We start from the raw sequence: 17,422 nt of genomic DNA, 5'->3' as shown, positions 1-17,422 counted from the left end.
AGGGCAAAAGGTTCTGCCCAAAGAGGTGGTGTTCATGGGTAATGAAGAAAACGCCTGATTTTATTCTCATCATCGTTACACTTGCGTTGTTAACAATCGGAATGATTATGGTTTATAGTGCGAGTGCGGTTTGGGCCTCTTATAAAATGGGGGATTCATTCTTTTTTGCAAAAAGACAATTGCTGTTTGCAGGTCTTGGTGTAGTGGCTATGTTTTTTATAATGAAAATTGATTATTGGGTGTGGCGTACTTATTCAAAAGTAATTTTGCTAGTTTGCTTCATTCTACTTATTCTCGTTCTTATCCCTGGAGTAGGTCTTGTTCGTGGTGGGGCACGAAGTTGGATTGGAATCGGGGCATTTTCCATTCAGCCGTCAGAATTTATGAAGTTTGCGATGATTATTTTCTTAGCAAAATTTTTAGCGGAACGACAAAAATTAATTACATCTTTTAAACGTGGTTTACTACCAGCTCTTAGTTTTGTATTTCTTGCTTTCGGGATAATTATGTTACAACCAGACCTTGGTACGGGAACAGTAATGGTTGGGACATGTATTATTATGATTTTTGTTTCGGGAGCGAGGGTCTTTCACTTTGCAATGTTTGGTTTGCTTGGTGTAGCAGGGTTTGTAGGGTTAATTGCATCGGCACCCTATCGAATGAAGCGGATTACATCTTATTTAGATCCATGGTCAGATCCGCTTGGAAGCGGATTTCAAATTATCCAATCGTTACTCGCAATTGGACCTGGTGGTTTATTTGGGCTTGGACTTGGACAAAGTAGACAAAAATTTCTTTATTTGCCTGAACCACAAACAGATTTTATATTTGCAATCTTATCCGAGGAATTAGGTTTTATTGGCGGTTCATTTGTGTTATTATTATTTAGTCTATTACTATGGCGCGGGATTCGTATAGCATTAGGAGCGCCAGATTTATATGGTACGTTTTTAGCAGTAGGTATTGTGGCGATGATTGCGATTCAAGTAATGATTAATGTTGGTGTTGTAACAGGACTAATGCCTGTTACGGGTATTACTTTGCCGTTTTTAAGTTATGGTGGATCAAGTTTGACCTTAATGTTAATGGCAGTAGGTGTATTATTGAATATAAGTCGCCATTCTCGCTATTAAACCCTGTTTATAAGACAGGGTTTTTCGTATGTGTGTGAAAATACAATATGTATATAGAAATAAATACGATTGAATAAGAACAGGGAAGTGGAGGAATTTGTAGTGCGAGTATTAGTTAGTGGTGGGGGGACTGGAGGACATATTTATCCAGCTCTTGCTTTAATTAGAGAAATAAAAAAATTAAATCCGGAAGCAAGGTTTTTATACATTGGTACGGAAAATGGGTTAGAGAGTACTATCGTACCGAAAGCAGGTATACCGTTTCAATCTATTGTTATCAGTGGATTTAAACGAAAAATATCTCTCGATAATGTAAAAACAGTGATGCGTTTCTTAAAAGGTGTTCAAGATAGTAAACGATATATTCGTCGTTTTAATCCTGATATTGTTATTGGCACTGGTGGATATGTATGTGGTCCAGTTGTTTATGCTGCGGCCAAATTAGGTATTCCAACTATTGTACACGAACAAAATAGTGTACCTGGTGTAACGAATAAATTTTTAAGTCGTTATGTTGATAAAGTTGCTGTTTGCTTTGAAGCAGCTGCAGAGCATTTTCCTGAGTCAAAAGTGGTTATGACAGGTAATCCACGTGCATCAGAAGTAATGGATCAAAATGGAATGAAAGGGAAACGTTCAGTAGGACTATCTCTTCCTAAAAAATCCGTACTTATTTTTGGTGGGAGTCGCGGAGCTAGACCGATTAATGATGCTTTTGTAGAAGCGATTGAACAATTTGGGAATAAAAGTTACGAAGTATTATATGTAACCGGTGAAGTACATTATGATAAAGTTATGGAAGCCGTGAAACAAAAAGGGAATCCGAATAATGTTATTATTAAACCTTTCATTCATAATATGCCGGAGGTACTGACTGGTGTAGATCTTGTTGTTTCAAGAGCAGGAGCTACAACGCTTGCGGAATTAACAGCATTAGGAAAGCCGAGTGTATTAATTCCAAGTCCGTACGTAACAAATAACCATCAAGAAAAAAATGCACGTTCAGTTGTTGATAAAGGAGCAGCTAAAATGCTACTTGAAAAAGATTTAACATCTGAAACGCTTATTCGTGATATTGATGAAATTTTATTAGATGCACAAACATTACAAAACATGAAACTGGCTGCTAAGCAACTAGGTATTCCAGATGCAGCAAATAAGCTGTATGAAGTAATGAACAAGCTTATTAAAAAATAACATTAGGTGAACGCCCTGCATATTACTGTAATAAGGAGACTTAATATGGGGGAGATTGTTATGGAACAATTAGTAAAAGAGCTTTTAGAAGCAAATGTTGGTCGCGTGTTAGTTAACGAACCGTTAGCGCGTTACACGACTATGAAAATAGGTGGACCAGCTGATATTTTAATTGTGCCAAAGCATGTTGCCGGTATTGAGAAAACGCTAGAGTTAGTAAAGAAATATAAGAAAGAGTGGACTGCAATTGGTCGCGGTTCAAACCTTCTCATATCTGATCAAGGTATAGAAGGTGTCGTTATTCGTTTAGGAGAAGGATTAGACCACTTAGAAGTCGAAAAAAATAGAGTAAGAGTTGGTGGTGGATATCCCCTTATTAAATTGTCAACTTTACTTAGTCGCCAAGGATTAGCTGGATTGGAATTTGCAAGTGGTATTCCAGGAAGTGTTGGTGGTGCAGTATATATGAATGCAGGGGCTCATAACTCAGAGATATCGAATATATTAACGAAGACTCGTATTTTGTTTGAAAATGGTACAATTGACTGGCTGACGAATAATGAAATGGAATTTTCCTATCGTACATCTGTATTACAAAGGAAACGTCCTGGTATTGTTTTGGAAGCTGAGTTTCAATTACAGGCAGGAGAGCGTGAGGAAATTATAAGTAGCATGCAAAAGAATAAAGATTACCGCCGTGAAACGCAGCCGTGGAATCATCCTTGTGCAGGAAGCATATTTCGAAACCCAATCCCGTATTTTGCAGGAAATTTAATAGAAAAAGCAGGGCTTCGTGGTTATAAAATAGGTGGGGCTCAAATTTCTGAAATGCATGGGAATTTTATTATTAATACTGGGGCTGCATCAGCGCAAGATGTATTAGATTTGATTGCATTGATAAAGCATACAATTAAAGATAAATTTGGTGTAGATATGCATACAGAAGTAGAAATCATTGGAAGATAACGGTTATTCGTTCCGCTCATTATCATTTATGTTATAATAAGAAGATAAGAACGGCATGAAGAACATGCCGTTCTTTATGTTACGTAGGGGGATCGTACATGAAAAATAGTAAAGTGATTAAACTACAAGATCGTGTACCAAAATTAAAGAATCAAAAGAAAAAGAATAAAAAACCTGTTAATCATCGTTTAATTTTATACATATCAATTTTATTTTTATTAGTACTCTTTTTAATTTATTTTCGGTCTCCGCTTAGTAATATAAAAAAGATAAGTGTGTTTGGAAATCATTATATGACAGATGAACAAGTTATGAAGGAATCTGGTGTGACCTATGATACAAGTTATTTCCGAGTAACAGCACATAAAGCAGAAGAAAACTTAACGAAACGAAAAGAAATTAAAGCGGTAAATGTAAAAAAACGTTTTCCTAACAAAATTGACGTTCATATTGAAGAATATTTAACGATTGGTTATATAAACAAAGATGGAAAATTACAACCGTTGTTAGAAAACGGGAAAACACTCGATGTACTTCCGAATGGTAAACTTCCTGTTGCAGCACCAATTTTTGAACCTTTTAAAGAGGAGAAAATGAAGGAGTTAATTGCAGAACTAGAAAAATTAACACCGGCTATTTTAAGGTCTATTTCTGAAATTCGTTATACACCAACGAGCGCAAATGAAGACCATCTTACTTTATATATGAATGAAGGATATGAAGTAAGCACCACTATTCAAAATTTCGCAAAGCGAATGGAAGCTTATCCACTTATTATAAAAACAATTGAACCTGGTAAGAAGGTTTTAATTGACTTAGAAGTAGGCGCATATACGAAGGATTTAGGTGCTGAAGAAAAAAAAGAATAGAATGGTAGTTTTCACGACGTTATTACGGATAAAATGAAACGAATGTTCTTTTATATGCATACTAATTTACGAGAATGCTTCATTTGATGAAAAATATGTAAATTTTCTTAGATTCATACTAGGATTGGTACAAGTTTCACTTTTCTACAAGTACATCTTAGTGTAGACTTATACTTGGCGGTAAACTTTACGCTTGAAATAGAATTATTTCAAGATAAAGCAGTTATTCACAGTTTACTGAGATATTCTTAAATGAATGTTAAATAAAAATAAGAAAAATATAGGGTTAAAAAAGGGAAACGTATAAAGACGTTGAATATTTTTCTTATAAATAGCAAAGTTGCGATTGTTGTTCCATATATCGAGTTGTATGGTATAAATAAAGAAGGAGGTGCCAAAGAATGAACAGCAATGAAATATATGTTAGTCTTGACATCGGTACATCCAATGTTAAAGTCATCATTGGTGAAATGGTTAATGACAGCTTAAACATTATTGGTGTTGGAAACGTAAAATCAAATGGTTTGAAGAAGGGATCGATAGTTGATATAGACGAGACTGTTCGATCAATTAAAAAAGCAATTGAACAAGCTGAGCGCATGGTGGGGATCCACATTGAGCAAGTTGTAGTAGGTGTCAATGCAAACCAGGTACAGTTGCTCCCTTGTCACGGAGTAGTCGCTGTATCAAATGAAGATCGTGAAATCGGGAATGAAGATGTCTTACGCGTTCTAGATGCAGCACAAGTTGTGTCGATTGCTCCTGAACGTGAATTTATTGATGTGGTACCTCGACAGTTCATTGTAGACGGTCTTGACGAGATTAACGATCCACGCGGGATGATCGGTGTAAGATTAGAAATGGAAGGTACACTTATTACAGGCTCGAGAACTTTACTACATAACCTACTTCGTTGTGTAGAAAAAGCAGGTCTTGAAATTGTTGATATTTGTCTGCAACCTTTAGCTGCTGCGACAGTTGCCTTATCTTCGGATGAAAGAAATAGAGGAGTAGCCCTTGTTGATATTGGTGGAGGATCTACTACGTTATCTATTTTTAAAGATGGAGAGCTGCAAGCAACGAGCGTATTGCCATTAGGTGGAGATCATATAACGAAGGATATAGCGATTGGGCTGAAAACTTCGACAGAAAATGCAGATCAAATTAAGCTGAAATATGGACATGCTTTTTATGATACAGCATCTGAAGAAGAGATGTTTACGGTTCCTATTATGGGAAGCGATCAAACAGAACAATATTCTCAATTGGAATTATCGGATATCATCGAGGCTCGTGTAGAGGAAATTTTAATGTTTGTTCAAGATGAAGTGCGTAAGCTAGGAGTAAAACAAGTAGCTTCTGGATATGTACTAACTGGTGGAATTGCTTCTATGCCAGGTGTTCTTGATCTTGCGTATGATATTTTACATGAAAATGTTCGTATAGCAACTCCTGATTATATTGGTGTTCGTGAGCCTCAATATACAATTGGAGTTGGATTAATTAAACACTCTTATCAAAAAGCTAAATTACGTGGGAAAAATGTGCAGGAAAAGCAAGAGCATTTTGAACCAGTACCAGCGCCAACGCCGGTACAACAGCAACCTGCAAAGCAAAAAACTCGTAATCAAAACAATAATAATCAAAATGATGACCGTATGATGTCAAAAGTAAAACGTGTATTCCGTTATTTATGGGATTAAAATTGGACACGAAAAATGAGGTTCTAGGGGGATTTCGACATGTTAGAGTTTGATACTACTCAAGATCAATTAGCGAATATAAAAGTTATCGGTGTCGGCGGTGGCGGAAACAATGCTGTAAACCGTATGATTGAACACGGTGTACAAGGTGTAGACTTTATCGCTGTGAATACTGATGCACAAGCATTAAATCTATCAAAAGCTGAAACAAAAATGCAAATTGGTGGAAAATTAACGCGTGGACTTGGTGCAGGCGCAAACCCTGAAGTAGGGAAAAAAGCTGCAGAAGAAAGTAAAGAACAGATCCAAGAAGCACTTCGTGGTGCGGATATGGTCTTCGTAACTGCTGGTATGGGCGGCGGAACTGGAACTGGTGCAGCTCCAGTTGTTGCTCAAGTTGCAAAAGAATTAGGTGCGTTAACAGTTGGTGTTGTAACACGTCCATTTACATTTGAAGGACGTAAGCGTGCAACGCAAGCAGCATCTGGTATTGCGGCATTTAAAGAAAATGTAGATACACTTATTGTAATTCCAAACGATCGCTTATTAGAGATTGTTGATAAAAATACGCCAATGTTAGAAGCATTCCGTGAAGCTGATAACGTATTACGTCAAGGTGTTCAAGGTATTTCTGATTTAATTGCTACACCAGGTCTTATTAACTTAGACTTTGCAGACGTAAAGACAATTATGTCTAATAGAGGTTCTGCTTTAATGGGTATCGGTTCTGGTAATGGTGAAAATCGTGCTGCTGAAGCTGCGAAAAAAGCGATCTCTAGTCCATTACTAGAGACATCTATTGATGGAGCTCAAGGTGTTATTATGAACATTACGGGTGGAGCAAACTTAAGTTTATATGAAGTGCAAGAAGCGGCAGATATTGTAGCTTCAGCTTCGGATCCAGAAGTAAATATGATCTTCGGTTCTGTTATTAATGAAGGGTTAAAAGATGATATCGTTGTAACTGTAATTGCAACTGGTTTTGATGATAGCGCTGCGACGCAGCCACCAAAACCAATTATCCGTCCGAATGTGAATCATGCACAACAGCAACAACCAGTAGCTCAACCTTCAAAACAGCGTGAAGTAAAACGTGAAATGAAACGTGAAGAGCCGATTGTACATGAGCGTCATACAGATTCAGATGATATCGATATTCCAGCATTTTTACGTAACCGTCGTAGACGATAAAAAAAAGGAGCTTTCATGCTCCTTTTTTTGTTGTCTAAATGCAAAAGATCTGCTAAGCAGGTCTTTTTTTATTGCTTGTCAATGGAGACCTTTATATTTTTGTGTACATATAGTTCACTTCATATGTATACAAGTAAGAAATCTATATTATTCTATGAAAAAAATATTTTTATTTATTACCGACAGATTATGTCTAGAAATCACAAAATAACAAAAAAACCCCTCCGCAAATTGACACACTTTCCTAGTGGATATGCATTATACTAGTCTCAACTTAAAAAAAGAGGTGAATTGTTTGGTTGTTTACGCCGACGTTGTTTGGTTGTTAAACGCCTGCATTGATTTTCTTTTACTTTTATTAACAGCTACCGTGTTGAAAAAGAGGATCAAAAGATGGAGGCTAGTGTTAGGGGCATTTATAGGTTCGACCATTGTTATTTTCGCCTTTACTCCCTTTGCTTCTATGATGACACATCCAATTATGAAACTACTGTACTCGTTACTTATTGTGTATACAGCATTTGGATTTTCAACGTTTAGAAATTATGCACAAACTGTTTTTACTTTTTACTTTGTAACTTTTATGGTTGGCGGAGGATTAATTGGAACTCATTTCTTTTTGCAAACAAATGAAATGGTAAATGGATTAGTTCAAGCGAAATCGATTTCTTATGGAGATCCTGTCAGTTGGTTATTCGTTTTTCTTGGTTTTCCGATTATTTATTATTTCTCCAAGAAACGTATTGAAAGTGTAGAAGTTACAAAAATACATTATGATCAAATTGTAAAGGTAAAGATCCAATTAGCAGAGTATGAATTGGAATTAGACGGTCTAATTGATAGTGGGAACCAACTTCACGATCCTTTAACCAAAACACCTGTTATGATTATGCATATTTCATCATTAGAGCATTGTTTACCAACTTGGTTGACAGCGCAGATTTATTCCAAAACAGAAATCCCTCAAATACCAGAAAATGATTCTGGATGGGCGACAAGGTTGCGTTTAGTTCCTTTTCGGGCAGTAGGGATAGAGCATCAATTTTTATGGGCGATTAAGCCAGATAGTGTTCAAGTTTATCACGAAGGAAATGCTGTGGTTGTAAATAAGGTTCTGATTGGGCTAAACACACAGCAATTGTCCACGAATGGAGAGTATCAATGTATTGTACATCCGAAAATGTTGATTTCACAAAAAGTGGTAATCGCTTAATTATGAGAGGCGGGATAATATGATGAAATTGAAATTTTATTTAGTATACCTTTGGTATAAAGTATTATTGAAACTAGGAATTAAGACCGATGAAATTTATTACATAGGTGGAAGTGAAGCACTGCCACCTCCTTTAACGAAAGAAGAAGAGGAAGTTCTTTTGAATAAATTGCCAAAAGGAGATCAAGCGGCGAGGTCACTGCTTATTGAACGTAATTTACGTCTTGTTGTATATATAGCGAGAAAGTTTGAAAATACAGGGATAAATATCGAGGATTTGATAAGTATAGGAACAATCGGCCTTATTAAAGCAGTGAATACATTTAATCCAGAAAAGAAAATAAAATTAGCAACATATGCATCTCGTTGTATAGAAAATGAGATTTTAATGCATTTGCGTCGAAATAATAAAAATCGTTCGGAAGTTTCTTTTGATGAACCACTTAACATAGATTGGGATGGCAATGAATTGTTGTTATCAGATGTTTTAGGTACAGATGATGACATTATTACAAAAGATTTAGAAGCTACTGTAGATCGTCATCTTTTGATGAAAGCATTGCATCAATTAAATGATCGTGAAAAACAAATTATGGAGCTTCGATTTGGGCTCGCTGGTGAAGAAGAAAAGACACAAAAAGACGTGGCGGATATGCTCGGAATTTCGCAGTCTTATATTTCTCGTTTGGAAAAAAGAATTATAAAAAGATTACGAAAAGAATTTAATAAAATGGTGTAAAGAATAAGACCAGCTTGGGATCCAAGCTGGTCTTATTCTTTTTTGTTGCATTAGGAAATGAAACGTTTATGAAAAATGATGAGAAAACCATATGCATAAAATCCCCTTCAAAGGAAATACTTTACACTGTACAGCAACTCCCGATAGGAGGGAACACTTTGACGAGAAACAAAGTAGAAATTTGCGGTGTTGATACAGCTAAACTTCCAGTACTAAAAAATGAAGAGATGCGTAAATTATTTCGTGAAATGCAAAGTGGAGAGATAAGCGCAAGAGAGAAATTAGTGAATGGAAACTTACGTCTTGTACTGAGCGTCATCCAAAGATTTAATAACAGAGGAGAATATGTTGATGATTTATTTCAAGTTGGCTGCATTGGACTTATGAAATCCATTGATAACTTTGATTTAGGCCAAAATGTTAAATTTTCAACATATGCTGTGCCGATGATTATTGGGGAAATACGCAGATATTTGCGTGATAATAATCCAATTCGCGTATCTCGCTCATTGCGCGATATTGCGTATAAAGCATTGCAAGTAAGAGAAAAGTTGATTGCTGAAAATTCAAAAGAACCAACAGCAATGGATATTGCAAAAGTTCTCGAAGTGACACATGAAGAGATTGTTTTTGCGCTAGATGCGATTCAAGACCCAGTTTCATTATTTGAACCAATTTATAACGATGGAGGAGATCCTATCTTTGTTATGGATCAGTTAAGTGATGAAAAACAAAAGGACGAGCAGTGGGTTGAAGAACTAGCGTTGAAAGAAGGGATGAAGCGTTTAAATGATCGTGAGAAAATGATTATTCGAAAACGTTTCTTCCAAGGAAAGACACAGATGGAAGTTGCTGAAGAAATTGGGATTTCTCAAGCGCAAGTATCACGTTTGGAGAAGTCTGCTATTAAGCAAATGAATAAGACGATTCAAGGATAAGGCCCTCACCAGTTATGGTGAGGCCTTTTTATATGTAATGGAGTTGACGCTCATAGTAGGGGGGACGGATTCATATAATGAAAACGATATGGAGTTTCTCTTAGTAGCGGTTACTTCCTGTAAAAGCCCGATTGGTGAGGGCTAATAATCAGTGGGGGATGAACAAAACCCCCACTGATTAAAGTTTTACTTTATGTGAGAAATAATGGTCTACGTACTTACAATTTGCGATATAAGGGAGAAGATGAATATGATACGGATTTCGGAGTTTCAAATGAAGGATGTTGTAAATGTTTCAGATGGAAAGAGACTTGGGAATATTGGAGATATTGATATTGATATAGACACAGGAAAGATTAGGGCGGTTATTATTTTTAAACAGGCACGAATGCTTGGACTCTTTGGGAAGGAAGTAGAATTTGTAATTCCCTGGGAACAAATTATGAAAGTTGGGGAAGATGTCATACTTGTAAAAGTAGATCATGTTAATTCTGTAACAGAATCAATACAAATACCGACAATTTCTTAAAGAATATTACAAATTCCTCTTTTTTTTCTGTTGTCATTATGAAAAAATAAAAGTATGGTAAAATAGACAGGAAGTACCATGCTTTTTTTCTGTTATTTTAATTAAAAGGAGCCGCTTTATGAGAGAACCATTTAAATATGTGGACGGTATACTGTATTTACAAGCGTGGAAAGAACTTGGAAACATTACTGCTGGATTTACGACAAAAGATGGTGGGGTAAGTACAGGCTCCTTTCATGCGATGAATTTAGGATTACATGTGAATGATATCGTGGAGAATGTTCATGAAAACAGACGCATTTTAGCGAATAAGTTACAAAAACCATTAGAAAAATGGATTTGTTCTGAACAAGTTCATGATCATCATGTTGAAAAAGTAGGGCAACAAGAAAAAGGAAAAGGCGTCTATTTATATGAAGACGGTATTCCAAAAACGGATGGCATTTATACAACTAATACAGATGTACTCTTAACATCTTGTTACGCGGATTGTGTTCCACTCTACTTTTATGCACCATCACGTGGTATGATAGGACTTGCACATGCTGGATGGAAAGGAACTGTAAAAGAGATTGCGAAAGAAATGATTCAAAAGTGGAATGCAGAAGGTGTTTCAAGTGATGAAATTCATGTTGCAATTGGGCCAGCAATCGGATCATGTTGTTATGTTGTTGATGATCGAGTATTAACAGCAGCTCAGCAAGTAGTAAACGGTCCTGTTCCTTATAAAGTAATTTCTGATGGACAGTATGCAATTAATTTAAAAGAAGTTAATCGTATATTATGTGTACAAGCAGGTATAAAAGAAGAACATATTGTAATGTCATCTCTTTGTACAAGCTGTGAAGAACAATTCTTTTTCTCTCATCGTCGTGATCAAGGTAAGACAGGGAGAATGTTGAGTTTCATAGGTTTTAAGGAGGAGTGAAGCAAGTGACAGTACAAGGAAATCTAGCAGTTGTAAACGAGGCGATTACAAAATCTTGTGCACGAGCTGGACGTTCGGTGAAAGATATTAAGCTCGTTGCAGTTACAAAAACTGTAGGAATTGAAAAAACAAACGAAGTAATTGAAGCTGGAATTATCGATTTAGGTGAAAATAGAAATGAAGGTTTTTTACAAAAATATGAGCATTTCGGCTCAAAAGTGAATTGGCATTTTATTGGCTCATTGCAAACGAGAAAAGTAAAAGAAATCATTAATGAGATTGATTATTTACATTCATTAGATCGTCTTTCGCTTGCAAAAGAAATTCAAAAACGTGCTGAAAAGAAAATTCAATGCTTTATTCAAGTGAAAACATCATCTGAAGAATCAAAGCAAGGATTGGCGATAGAAGAAACAATTTCTTTTATTCAAAGTTTGCAAGAATTGGATAAAATTGAAGTGGTAGGATTGATGACAATGGCTCCGTTTACAGAAGAAGAGGAAGAGATTCGTCGCTGCTTTAAGGAATTGCGCATGCTACAAAAGCAAGTTCAGGAGCTAGAATTATTACATGCACCATGTAAAGAATTATCAATGGGAATGTCCAATGATTACACGATTGCAATTGAGGAAGGTGCTACATATATTCGTTTGGGAACGGTTCTAGTAGGAAAAGTGTAAAAGGAAGGAGAGAGTTATTATGAGTTGGTCAAAAGTAAAATACTTCTTTTTTGACACACCGGAAGAAAAAGAAGCAGCTCAATATGGTTATGAAAAGGAGCAAACAGACATGAAAAAACAACAAGATCCCCCAGAACAACAAGATGTTCCGTTTGCGAAAGTGCAACCGAAGCAAAATGTTGTGAGTATTGAAACAGCAAAGCAACCTTCAAAAGTTGTTTTACTAGAACCACGCACATATTCGGAAGCACAAGGCATTTCGGATCACTTAAAAGGTAGACGAGCTGTTGTAATTAATTTGCAGAGAATGTCTACAGATCAAGCTGTACGTATCGTTGACTTTTTAAGTGGTACTGTATACGCTATAGGCGGGGATATTCAAAAAATAGGCCCGAAAACATTTATGTGTACACCTGAAAATGTAGATATTGTTGGTGCAATTTCAGAGTTGTTCGGTGAAGAAGAAGAGACGAATATAAAGAGGTGGTAATACGCCATGATAACAGTTCTAACAGTATTGCATTATGCTATTCAAATTTATTCCTATGCGCTTATCATTTACATTCTTTTGTCTTGGTTCCCAGGTGCAAGAGAATCAGCATTTGGTGATTTTCTTGCACGCATTTGCGAACCTTATTTAGAGCCTTTTAGGAGATTTATTCCACCGCTTGGTATGATTGATATTTCTCCAATTGTCGCGATTTTCACATTGAATCTTGCTGGTAGAGGATTGGCGAGTTTATTTCTTTATTTTGTTTAGCGAGAGGTTACATGCATGAGCATCTACGAGCATTTTAGACCTGATGAAGAGGTCTTTGTGGATAAAGTATTAGAGTGGAAACAGGCAGCTGAGTACCATCAAGTCAAGTTAACGGACTTTCTTGATCCAAGACAGCAACAAATTGTTTCTATGGTAATAGGACAAGGAGATGTAGCTGTACGGTTTGATGGTGCGATGCCTGAAGCCGAACGGAAAAGAGCACTAATTTATCCAGACTATCTAGAATTAAATGAAGAGGAATTTCAAGTAGAAGTATTAGAAATTGACTATCCTTCCAAGTTTTATACGCTAGAACATAGGCAAATATTAGGTGCATTCATGTCGCTTGGTTTAACAAGGGAAAAATGTGGTGATATTTTGCTGCAAGAAGATCGTGCCCAAATTGCAGTTGCGAAAGAAGTTGTATCGTATATTGAAATGAACTTACAATCAATAGGGAAAATGAAAGTCACACTTTCTCCTATACAAGTAGAGCAAATTTTGCAGGTAAGTGAAAAATGGGGAGAAAAATCTGGTACTGTTTCGTCACTTCGTCTAGATGTTTTATTAGCTGAAATGTTACATATATCTAGGCAAAAAGCACAACCCCTCATAAAAAATGGTCTAGTAAAAGTCAATTGGAAAACAGTAGAGCAAACTTCGTATGAATGTTTTCCAGGGGATGTTTTCTCGATTAGAGGGTATGGACGAAGTAAATTATTTTCCGTAGAAGGTAGAACGAAGCGCGACAAATGGAGAGTTTTGTATGGTATACTAAAATGATTGGTTTTTTAGAAGGAAATTCTCTTATTTTGTCGAAGAAAAGATATAATTGAAAGAGGAAATTTAGATAACTACTTGGAGGTGGCGTTGTGCCGTTAACACCATTAGATATTCATAACAAAGAATTTGGTCGCGGATTCCGTGGCTATGATGAAGATCAAGTAAATGAGTTTCTTGATCAAATCATCAAAGATTATGAATTAGTCATTCGTGAGAAAAAAGCTTTAGAAGAAAAGGTTGCACAATTAGAAGGAAAGTTAGATCATTTTTCTAATATTGAAGATACGCTGAACAAATCTATCGTTGTCGCACAAGAGGCTGCTGAAGAAGTGAAGCGTAATGCACAAAAAGAAGCAAAATTAATTGTACGTGAAGCAGAAAAAAATGCAGATCGTATCATTAACGAAGCGTTAGTGAAATCAAGAAAAGTTGCTTTTGATATTGAAGAGTTGAAGAAACAAGCGAAAGTATTCCGAACTCGTTTCCGTATGTTATTAGAAACACAACTTGAAATGTTAAACAACGACGATTGGGATAAACTAATTGAGTTAGAAGACGAAGTAGACGAGCTGTTGAAAAAAGAAGAAACAGTGTAAGCTTGACGTTTTTCTCATTATTACATATAATTTTAAACAACATATTTATTAAGAAAAACGAAGATAGGGATAAGTACCTTTTTCATACCTTATATAGCGAACTGAGGATGGTGTAAGCTCAGGATAAGGAGATAATGGGAATATCACCCTGGAGTTCCACGCTGAACATTTGTAGTAAGCGTAGGCGTATATTCGCGTTAAGAATATAAAGAGGATCCTATACATTTGTATATGGTCTACTAGGGTGGTACCGCGGGAGACTTTCTCGTCCCTTTTTGGGATGAGAAAGTCTCTTTTTTATTCCGTTTTTTAAGGTCTTTCTTTTATACATTCAAGGAGGAATTGAGCATGGAGTACAAAAATACATTACTAATGCCAAAAACAGAATTCCCTATGCGTGGGAATTTACCAAAACGTGAGCCTGCAATGCAAGAAAAATGGGCTGAAATGAACATTTATGAAAAAGTGCAAGAGCATACAAAGGGTCGTCCTTTATTTGTACTGCATGATGGACCTCCATATGCGAATGGTGACATTCATATGGGACACGCGTTGAATAAAGTGTTAAAAGACTTTATCGTTCGCTTTAAATCAATGACAGGATACTGTGCACCGTATGTACCAGGTTGGGATACACACGGTTTACCAATTGAACAAGCTTTAACGAATAAAGGTGTAAAGCGTAAAGAAATGACAGTTGCTGAGTTCCGTAAGTTATGTGCAGAGTATGCATATGAACAAGTAGAACGTCAACGTGAACAATTTAAGCGTATAGGTGTACGTGCAGATTGGGACAATCCATATATTACTTTAGAGCCAGCTTATGAAGCACAACAAATTAAAGTGTTTGGTGACATGGCGAAAAAAGGTTATATCTATAAAGGACAAAAGCCAGTTTATTGGTCTCCAACGAGTGAATCAGCTTTAGCAGAAGCTGAAATTGAATATCAAGATAAAAAATCAGCATCTATTTACGTAGCATTCCCTGTAAAAGACGGAAAGAACGTATTAGAAGGCGACGAAAAATTCATTATCTGGACAACAACACCTTGGACGTTACCTGCAAACTTAGGTATTTCTGTTCACCCAGAACTTGAATACAGCATTGTAAAAGTAAATGATGAAAAATATATCATTGCTTCTGAACTATTTGAGACAGTTGTAAAAACGTTAGAGTGGGAAAGTGCTGAAGTTGTGAAAACGGTAAAAGGTAGCGAACTTGAGTATACAGTTGCAAAACATCCATTCTACGATCGTGATTCATTAGTTATGCTAGGAGATCACGTAACAACAGATGCAGGTACAGGTTGTGTTCATACAGCACCAGGACACGGGGAAGATGACTTCGTTGTTGGTAAAAAGTATGGATTAGAAGTACTTTGCCCAGTTGATGATAAAGGTGTATTAACAAATGAAGCACCTGGATTTGAAGGCTTATTCTATGATAAAGCTAACAAGCCAATTACAGAAAAATTAGAAGAAGTAGGCGCGTTACTGAAACTAACATTCATTACGCATTCATATCCACATGATTGGAGAACGAAAAAACCAATTATTTTCCGTGCGACAGCACAGTGGTTTGCATCTATTGAAGCATTCCGTAAAGAGTTATTAGAAGCTGTTGCGGAAACAAAATGGGTACCAGCATGGGGAGAAACTCGTCTTCATAATATGGTTCGTGACCGTGGTGACTGGTGTATTTCTCGTCAGCGTGCATGGGGTGTGCCAATTCCTGTATTCTATGCAGAGAATGGTGATCCAATTATTACGGATGAAACAATTAACCACGTAGCAGATTTATTCCGTGAACACGGTTCTAACGTATGGTTCGAGCGTGAAGCGAAAGATCTATTACCAGAAGGATTTACACATCCAGGTAGCCCAAATGGTGAATTCCGTAAAGAAACAGACATTATGGATGTATGGTTCGATTCAGGTTCTTCTCACCAAGCGGTATTAGAAGAGCGTGATGACCTACAACGCCCAGCAGATTTATATTTAGAAGGATCTGACCAGTATCGTGGTTGGTTTAACTCTTCATTATCAACAGCGGTTGCTGTAACAGGTAAAGCTCCATATAAAGGCGTACTAAGCCATGGTTTCGTATTAGATGGTGAAGGACGTAAAATGAGTAAGTCGATCGGAAACATCGTCGTACCGAAGAAAATTATGGATCAATTAGGTGGAGATATTTTACGCTTATGGGTATCTTCTGTTGACTATCAATCTGACGTACGTATTTCAGATGATATTTTAAAACAAGTAGCAGAAGTGTATCGTAAAATCCGTAATACATTCCGTTTCTTATTAGGAAACTTAGATGACTTTAAGCCAAGTGAAAATACAGTAGCGGTAGCTGAACTTCGTGAAGTAGATCGTTACATGTTAGTGAAATTAAATGACTTAATAACAAAAGTAAAAGAAGCATATGAGACATACGACTTCGCTGCTGTATATCATGCAATTCATAACTTCTGTACAATTGATTTAAGTTCATTCTACTTAGACTTTGCAAAAGACATTTTATACATTGAAGGTGCAAACCATGAAGATCGTCGTGCAATTCAAACTGTATTATATGATGTTCTTGTTGCATTGACGAAACTTGTAACACCAATCTTACCGCATACGGCTGATGAAGTATGGCCATACATTCCAGGTGTAACAGAAGAAAGTGTACAATTAACTGATATGCCAGAAGCTGTACAATTAGATGGTGCGGAAGAATTAAAAACAAAATGGGATGCATTTATGACATTGCGTGATGACGTATTAAAAGCGTTAGAAGTGGCTCGTAATGAAAAAGTAATCGGTAAGTCATTAAATGCAAGTATTACGCTATATCCAACTGCAGAAATGAAAACTATGTTAGAGTCTATTAGCGAAGACTTAAAGCAATTATTCATCGTTTCTGAGTATAAACTTGGTGGCATGATGGAAGAAGCGCCAGCAGATGCACCGAAGTATGAGCATACAGCGGTTGTTGTTGCTCAAGCAACTGGTGAAACATGTGAACGTTGTTGGGTAGTTTCAGAAACAATTGGTAAAGATGCTGAACATGAAACATTATGTGAGCGTTGTGCAACAGTTGTTAAAGAAAACTATGTAAAATAATAAAAAAACTGACTGTGCGTAAGTGCAGTCAGTTTTTTTATTGATGATATATTAGAATAACTTTCACTCTCTTTCCTATGAAG

At 36.4% G+C, this 17,422-nt stretch carries 17 protein-coding genes and 1 other annotated feature; all 17 genes read left to right on the top strand.

Annotated features, from left to right (window positions below):
• Positions 1-41 precede the first annotated feature (41 nt).
• The 17 genes from spoVE (at position 42) to ileS2 (ending at position 17,339) form a co-directional block, all read left to right on the top strand.
• On the top strand, positions 42-1,133 hold the full coding sequence (gene spoVE / locus VK90_RS15395) for a stage V sporulation protein E (protein WP_048374003.1): 1,092 nt from the start codon (positions 42-44) through the stop codon (positions 1,131-1,133).
• A 102-nt stretch (positions 1,134-1,235) separates the two neighbouring features.
• Positions 1,236-2,330: an undecaprenyldiphospho-muramoylpentapeptide beta-N-acetylglucosaminyltransferase gene (murG, locus tag VK90_RS15390; protein WP_025147785.1), complete on the top strand. Its 1,095-nt coding sequence runs from the start codon at positions 1,236-1,238 to the stop codon at positions 2,328-2,330.
• Positions 2,331-2,390: 60 nt separating this feature from the next.
• On the top strand, positions 2,391-3,296 hold the full coding sequence (gene murB / locus VK90_RS15385) for a UDP-N-acetylmuramate dehydrogenase (RefSeq protein ID WP_033719437.1): 906 nt from the start codon (positions 2,391-2,393) through the stop codon (positions 3,294-3,296).
• 98 nt (positions 3,297-3,394) lie between these two features.
• Complete coding sequence (gene divIB, locus VK90_RS15380) at positions 3,395-4,165, top strand: cell division protein DivIB (protein ID WP_048374001.1); 771 nt, start codon at positions 3,395-3,397, stop codon at positions 4,163-4,165.
• Positions 4,166-4,566: 401 nt separating this feature from the next.
• On the top strand, positions 4,567-5,868 hold the full coding sequence (gene ftsA, locus VK90_RS15375; protein ID WP_025147787.1) for a cell division protein FtsA: 1,302 nt from the start codon (positions 4,567-4,569) through the stop codon (positions 5,866-5,868).
• Between the two features lie 39 nt (positions 5,869-5,907).
• Positions 5,908-7,059 carry a cell division protein FtsZ gene (gene ftsZ / locus VK90_RS15370; RefSeq protein WP_048373997.1) on the top strand — a complete coding sequence of 384 codons (1,152 nt, stop codon included), beginning with the start codon at positions 5,908-5,910 and terminating at the stop codon, positions 7,057-7,059.
• Between the two features lie 295 nt (positions 7,060-7,354).
• Positions 7,355-8,272 (top strand): sigma-E processing peptidase SpoIIGA, encoded by a 918-nt coding sequence (gene spoIIGA / locus VK90_RS15365; RefSeq protein WP_048373994.1) that lies wholly within the window; start codon positions 7,355-7,357, stop codon positions 8,270-8,272.
• Between the two features lie 19 nt (positions 8,273-8,291).
• Entirely contained in the window at positions 8,292-9,011 is a 720-nt protein-coding gene (gene sigE, locus VK90_RS15360; RefSeq protein WP_000976947.1) for an RNA polymerase sporulation sigma factor SigE, read from the top strand.
• A gap of 158 nt (positions 9,012-9,169) precedes the next feature.
• The gene (gene sigG, locus VK90_RS15355; protein WP_000197755.1) at positions 9,170-9,949 is read left to right on the top strand and encodes an RNA polymerase sporulation sigma factor SigG; all 780 of its coding nucleotides are present in this window, start codon (positions 9,170-9,172) and stop codon (positions 9,947-9,949) included.
• A gap of 250 nt (positions 9,950-10,199) precedes the next feature.
• Positions 10,200-10,478 carry a YlmC/YmxH family sporulation protein gene (locus tag VK90_RS15350; RefSeq protein ID WP_048373989.1) on the top strand — a complete coding sequence of 93 codons (279 nt, stop codon included), beginning with the start codon at positions 10,200-10,202 and terminating at the stop codon, positions 10,476-10,478.
• A 118-nt stretch (positions 10,479-10,596) separates the two neighbouring features.
• Complete coding sequence (pgeF, locus tag VK90_RS15345) at positions 10,597-11,406, top strand: peptidoglycan editing factor PgeF (protein ID WP_048373986.1); 810 nt, start codon at positions 10,597-10,599, stop codon at positions 11,404-11,406.
• A gap of 5 nt (positions 11,407-11,411) precedes the next feature.
• Positions 11,412-12,086 carry a YggS family pyridoxal phosphate-dependent enzyme gene (locus VK90_RS15340; RefSeq protein ID WP_002173149.1) on the top strand — a complete coding sequence of 225 codons (675 nt, stop codon included), beginning with the start codon at positions 11,412-11,414 and terminating at the stop codon, positions 12,084-12,086.
• Between the two features lie 19 nt (positions 12,087-12,105).
• On the top strand, positions 12,106-12,576 hold the full coding sequence (locus tag VK90_RS15335; protein WP_002173148.1) for a cell division protein SepF: 471 nt from the start codon (positions 12,106-12,108) through the stop codon (positions 12,574-12,576).
• Between the two features lie 6 nt (positions 12,577-12,582).
• The gene (locus tag VK90_RS15330; protein ID WP_002173147.1) at positions 12,583-12,846 is read left to right on the top strand and encodes a YggT family protein; all 264 of its coding nucleotides are present in this window, start codon (positions 12,583-12,585) and stop codon (positions 12,844-12,846) included.
• 15 nt (positions 12,847-12,861) lie between these two features.
• Positions 12,862-13,629, top strand: a complete 768-nt coding sequence (locus VK90_RS15325; protein WP_048373984.1) for a YlmH family RNA-binding protein — start codon at positions 12,862-12,864, stop codon at positions 13,627-13,629.
• 89 nt (positions 13,630-13,718) lie between these two features.
• A complete protein-coding gene (gene divIVA / locus VK90_RS15320) occupies positions 13,719-14,225 on the top strand; it encodes a septum site-determining protein DivIVA (protein ID WP_001131611.1) in 507 nt (168 codons plus the stop codon).
• Between the two features lie 51 nt (positions 14,226-14,276).
• Positions 14,277-14,501 (top strand) — a binding site (T-box leader).
• Positions 14,502-14,573: 72 nt separating this feature from the next.
• Positions 14,574-17,339, top strand: coding sequence for an isoleucine--tRNA ligase (gene ileS2 / locus VK90_RS15315; protein ID WP_048373982.1), 2,766 nt, complete (start codon positions 14,574-14,576; stop codon positions 17,337-17,339).
• The last annotated feature ends 83 nt before the right edge of the window (positions 17,340-17,422 follow it).

It is taken from the genome of Bacillus sp. LK2 (assembly GCF_001043575.1).
Taxonomy (GTDB): Bacteria; Bacillota; Bacilli; order Bacillales; family Bacillaceae_G; genus Bacillus_A; species Bacillus_A paramycoides.
This window is presented reverse-complemented; position numbering and strand designations above follow the sequence as displayed.

Excerpts from the sequence above, each read along its gene's own strand:
- VK90_RS15325 (WP_048373984.1), top strand. The coding sequence starts at position 12,862 with ATGAGCATCTACGAGCATTTTAGACCTGATGAAGAGGTCTTTGTGGAT.
- ileS2 (WP_048373982.1), top strand. The coding sequence starts at position 14,574 with ATGGAGTACAAAAATACATTACTAATGCCAAAAACAGAATTCCCTATG.
- ftsZ (WP_048373997.1), top strand. The coding sequence starts at position 5,908 with ATGTTAGAGTTTGATACTACTCAAGATCAATTAGCGAATATAAAAGTT.
- ftsA (WP_025147787.1), top strand. The coding sequence starts at position 4,567 with ATGAACAGCAATGAAATATATGTTAGTCTTGACATCGGTACATCCAAT.
- VK90_RS15335 (WP_002173148.1), top strand. The coding sequence starts at position 12,106 with ATGAGTTGGTCAAAAGTAAAATACTTCTTTTTTGACACACCGGAAGAA.
- spoVE (WP_048374003.1), top strand. The coding sequence starts at position 42 with ATGAAGAAAACGCCTGATTTTATTCTCATCATCGTTACACTTGCGTTG.
- sigE (WP_000976947.1), top strand. The coding sequence starts at position 8,292 with ATGATGAAATTGAAATTTTATTTAGTATACCTTTGGTATAAAGTATTA.
- VK90_RS15350 (WP_048373989.1), top strand. The coding sequence starts at position 10,200 with ATGATACGGATTTCGGAGTTTCAAATGAAGGATGTTGTAAATGTTTCA.
- murB (WP_033719437.1), top strand. The coding sequence starts at position 2,391 with ATGGAACAATTAGTAAAAGAGCTTTTAGAAGCAAATGTTGGTCGCGTG.
- pgeF (WP_048373986.1), top strand. The coding sequence starts at position 10,597 with ATGAGAGAACCATTTAAATATGTGGACGGTATACTGTATTTACAAGCG.
- VK90_RS15330 (WP_002173147.1), top strand. The coding sequence starts at position 12,583 with ATGATAACAGTTCTAACAGTATTGCATTATGCTATTCAAATTTATTCC.
- divIB (WP_048374001.1), top strand. The coding sequence starts at position 3,395 with ATGAAAAATAGTAAAGTGATTAAACTACAAGATCGTGTACCAAAATTA.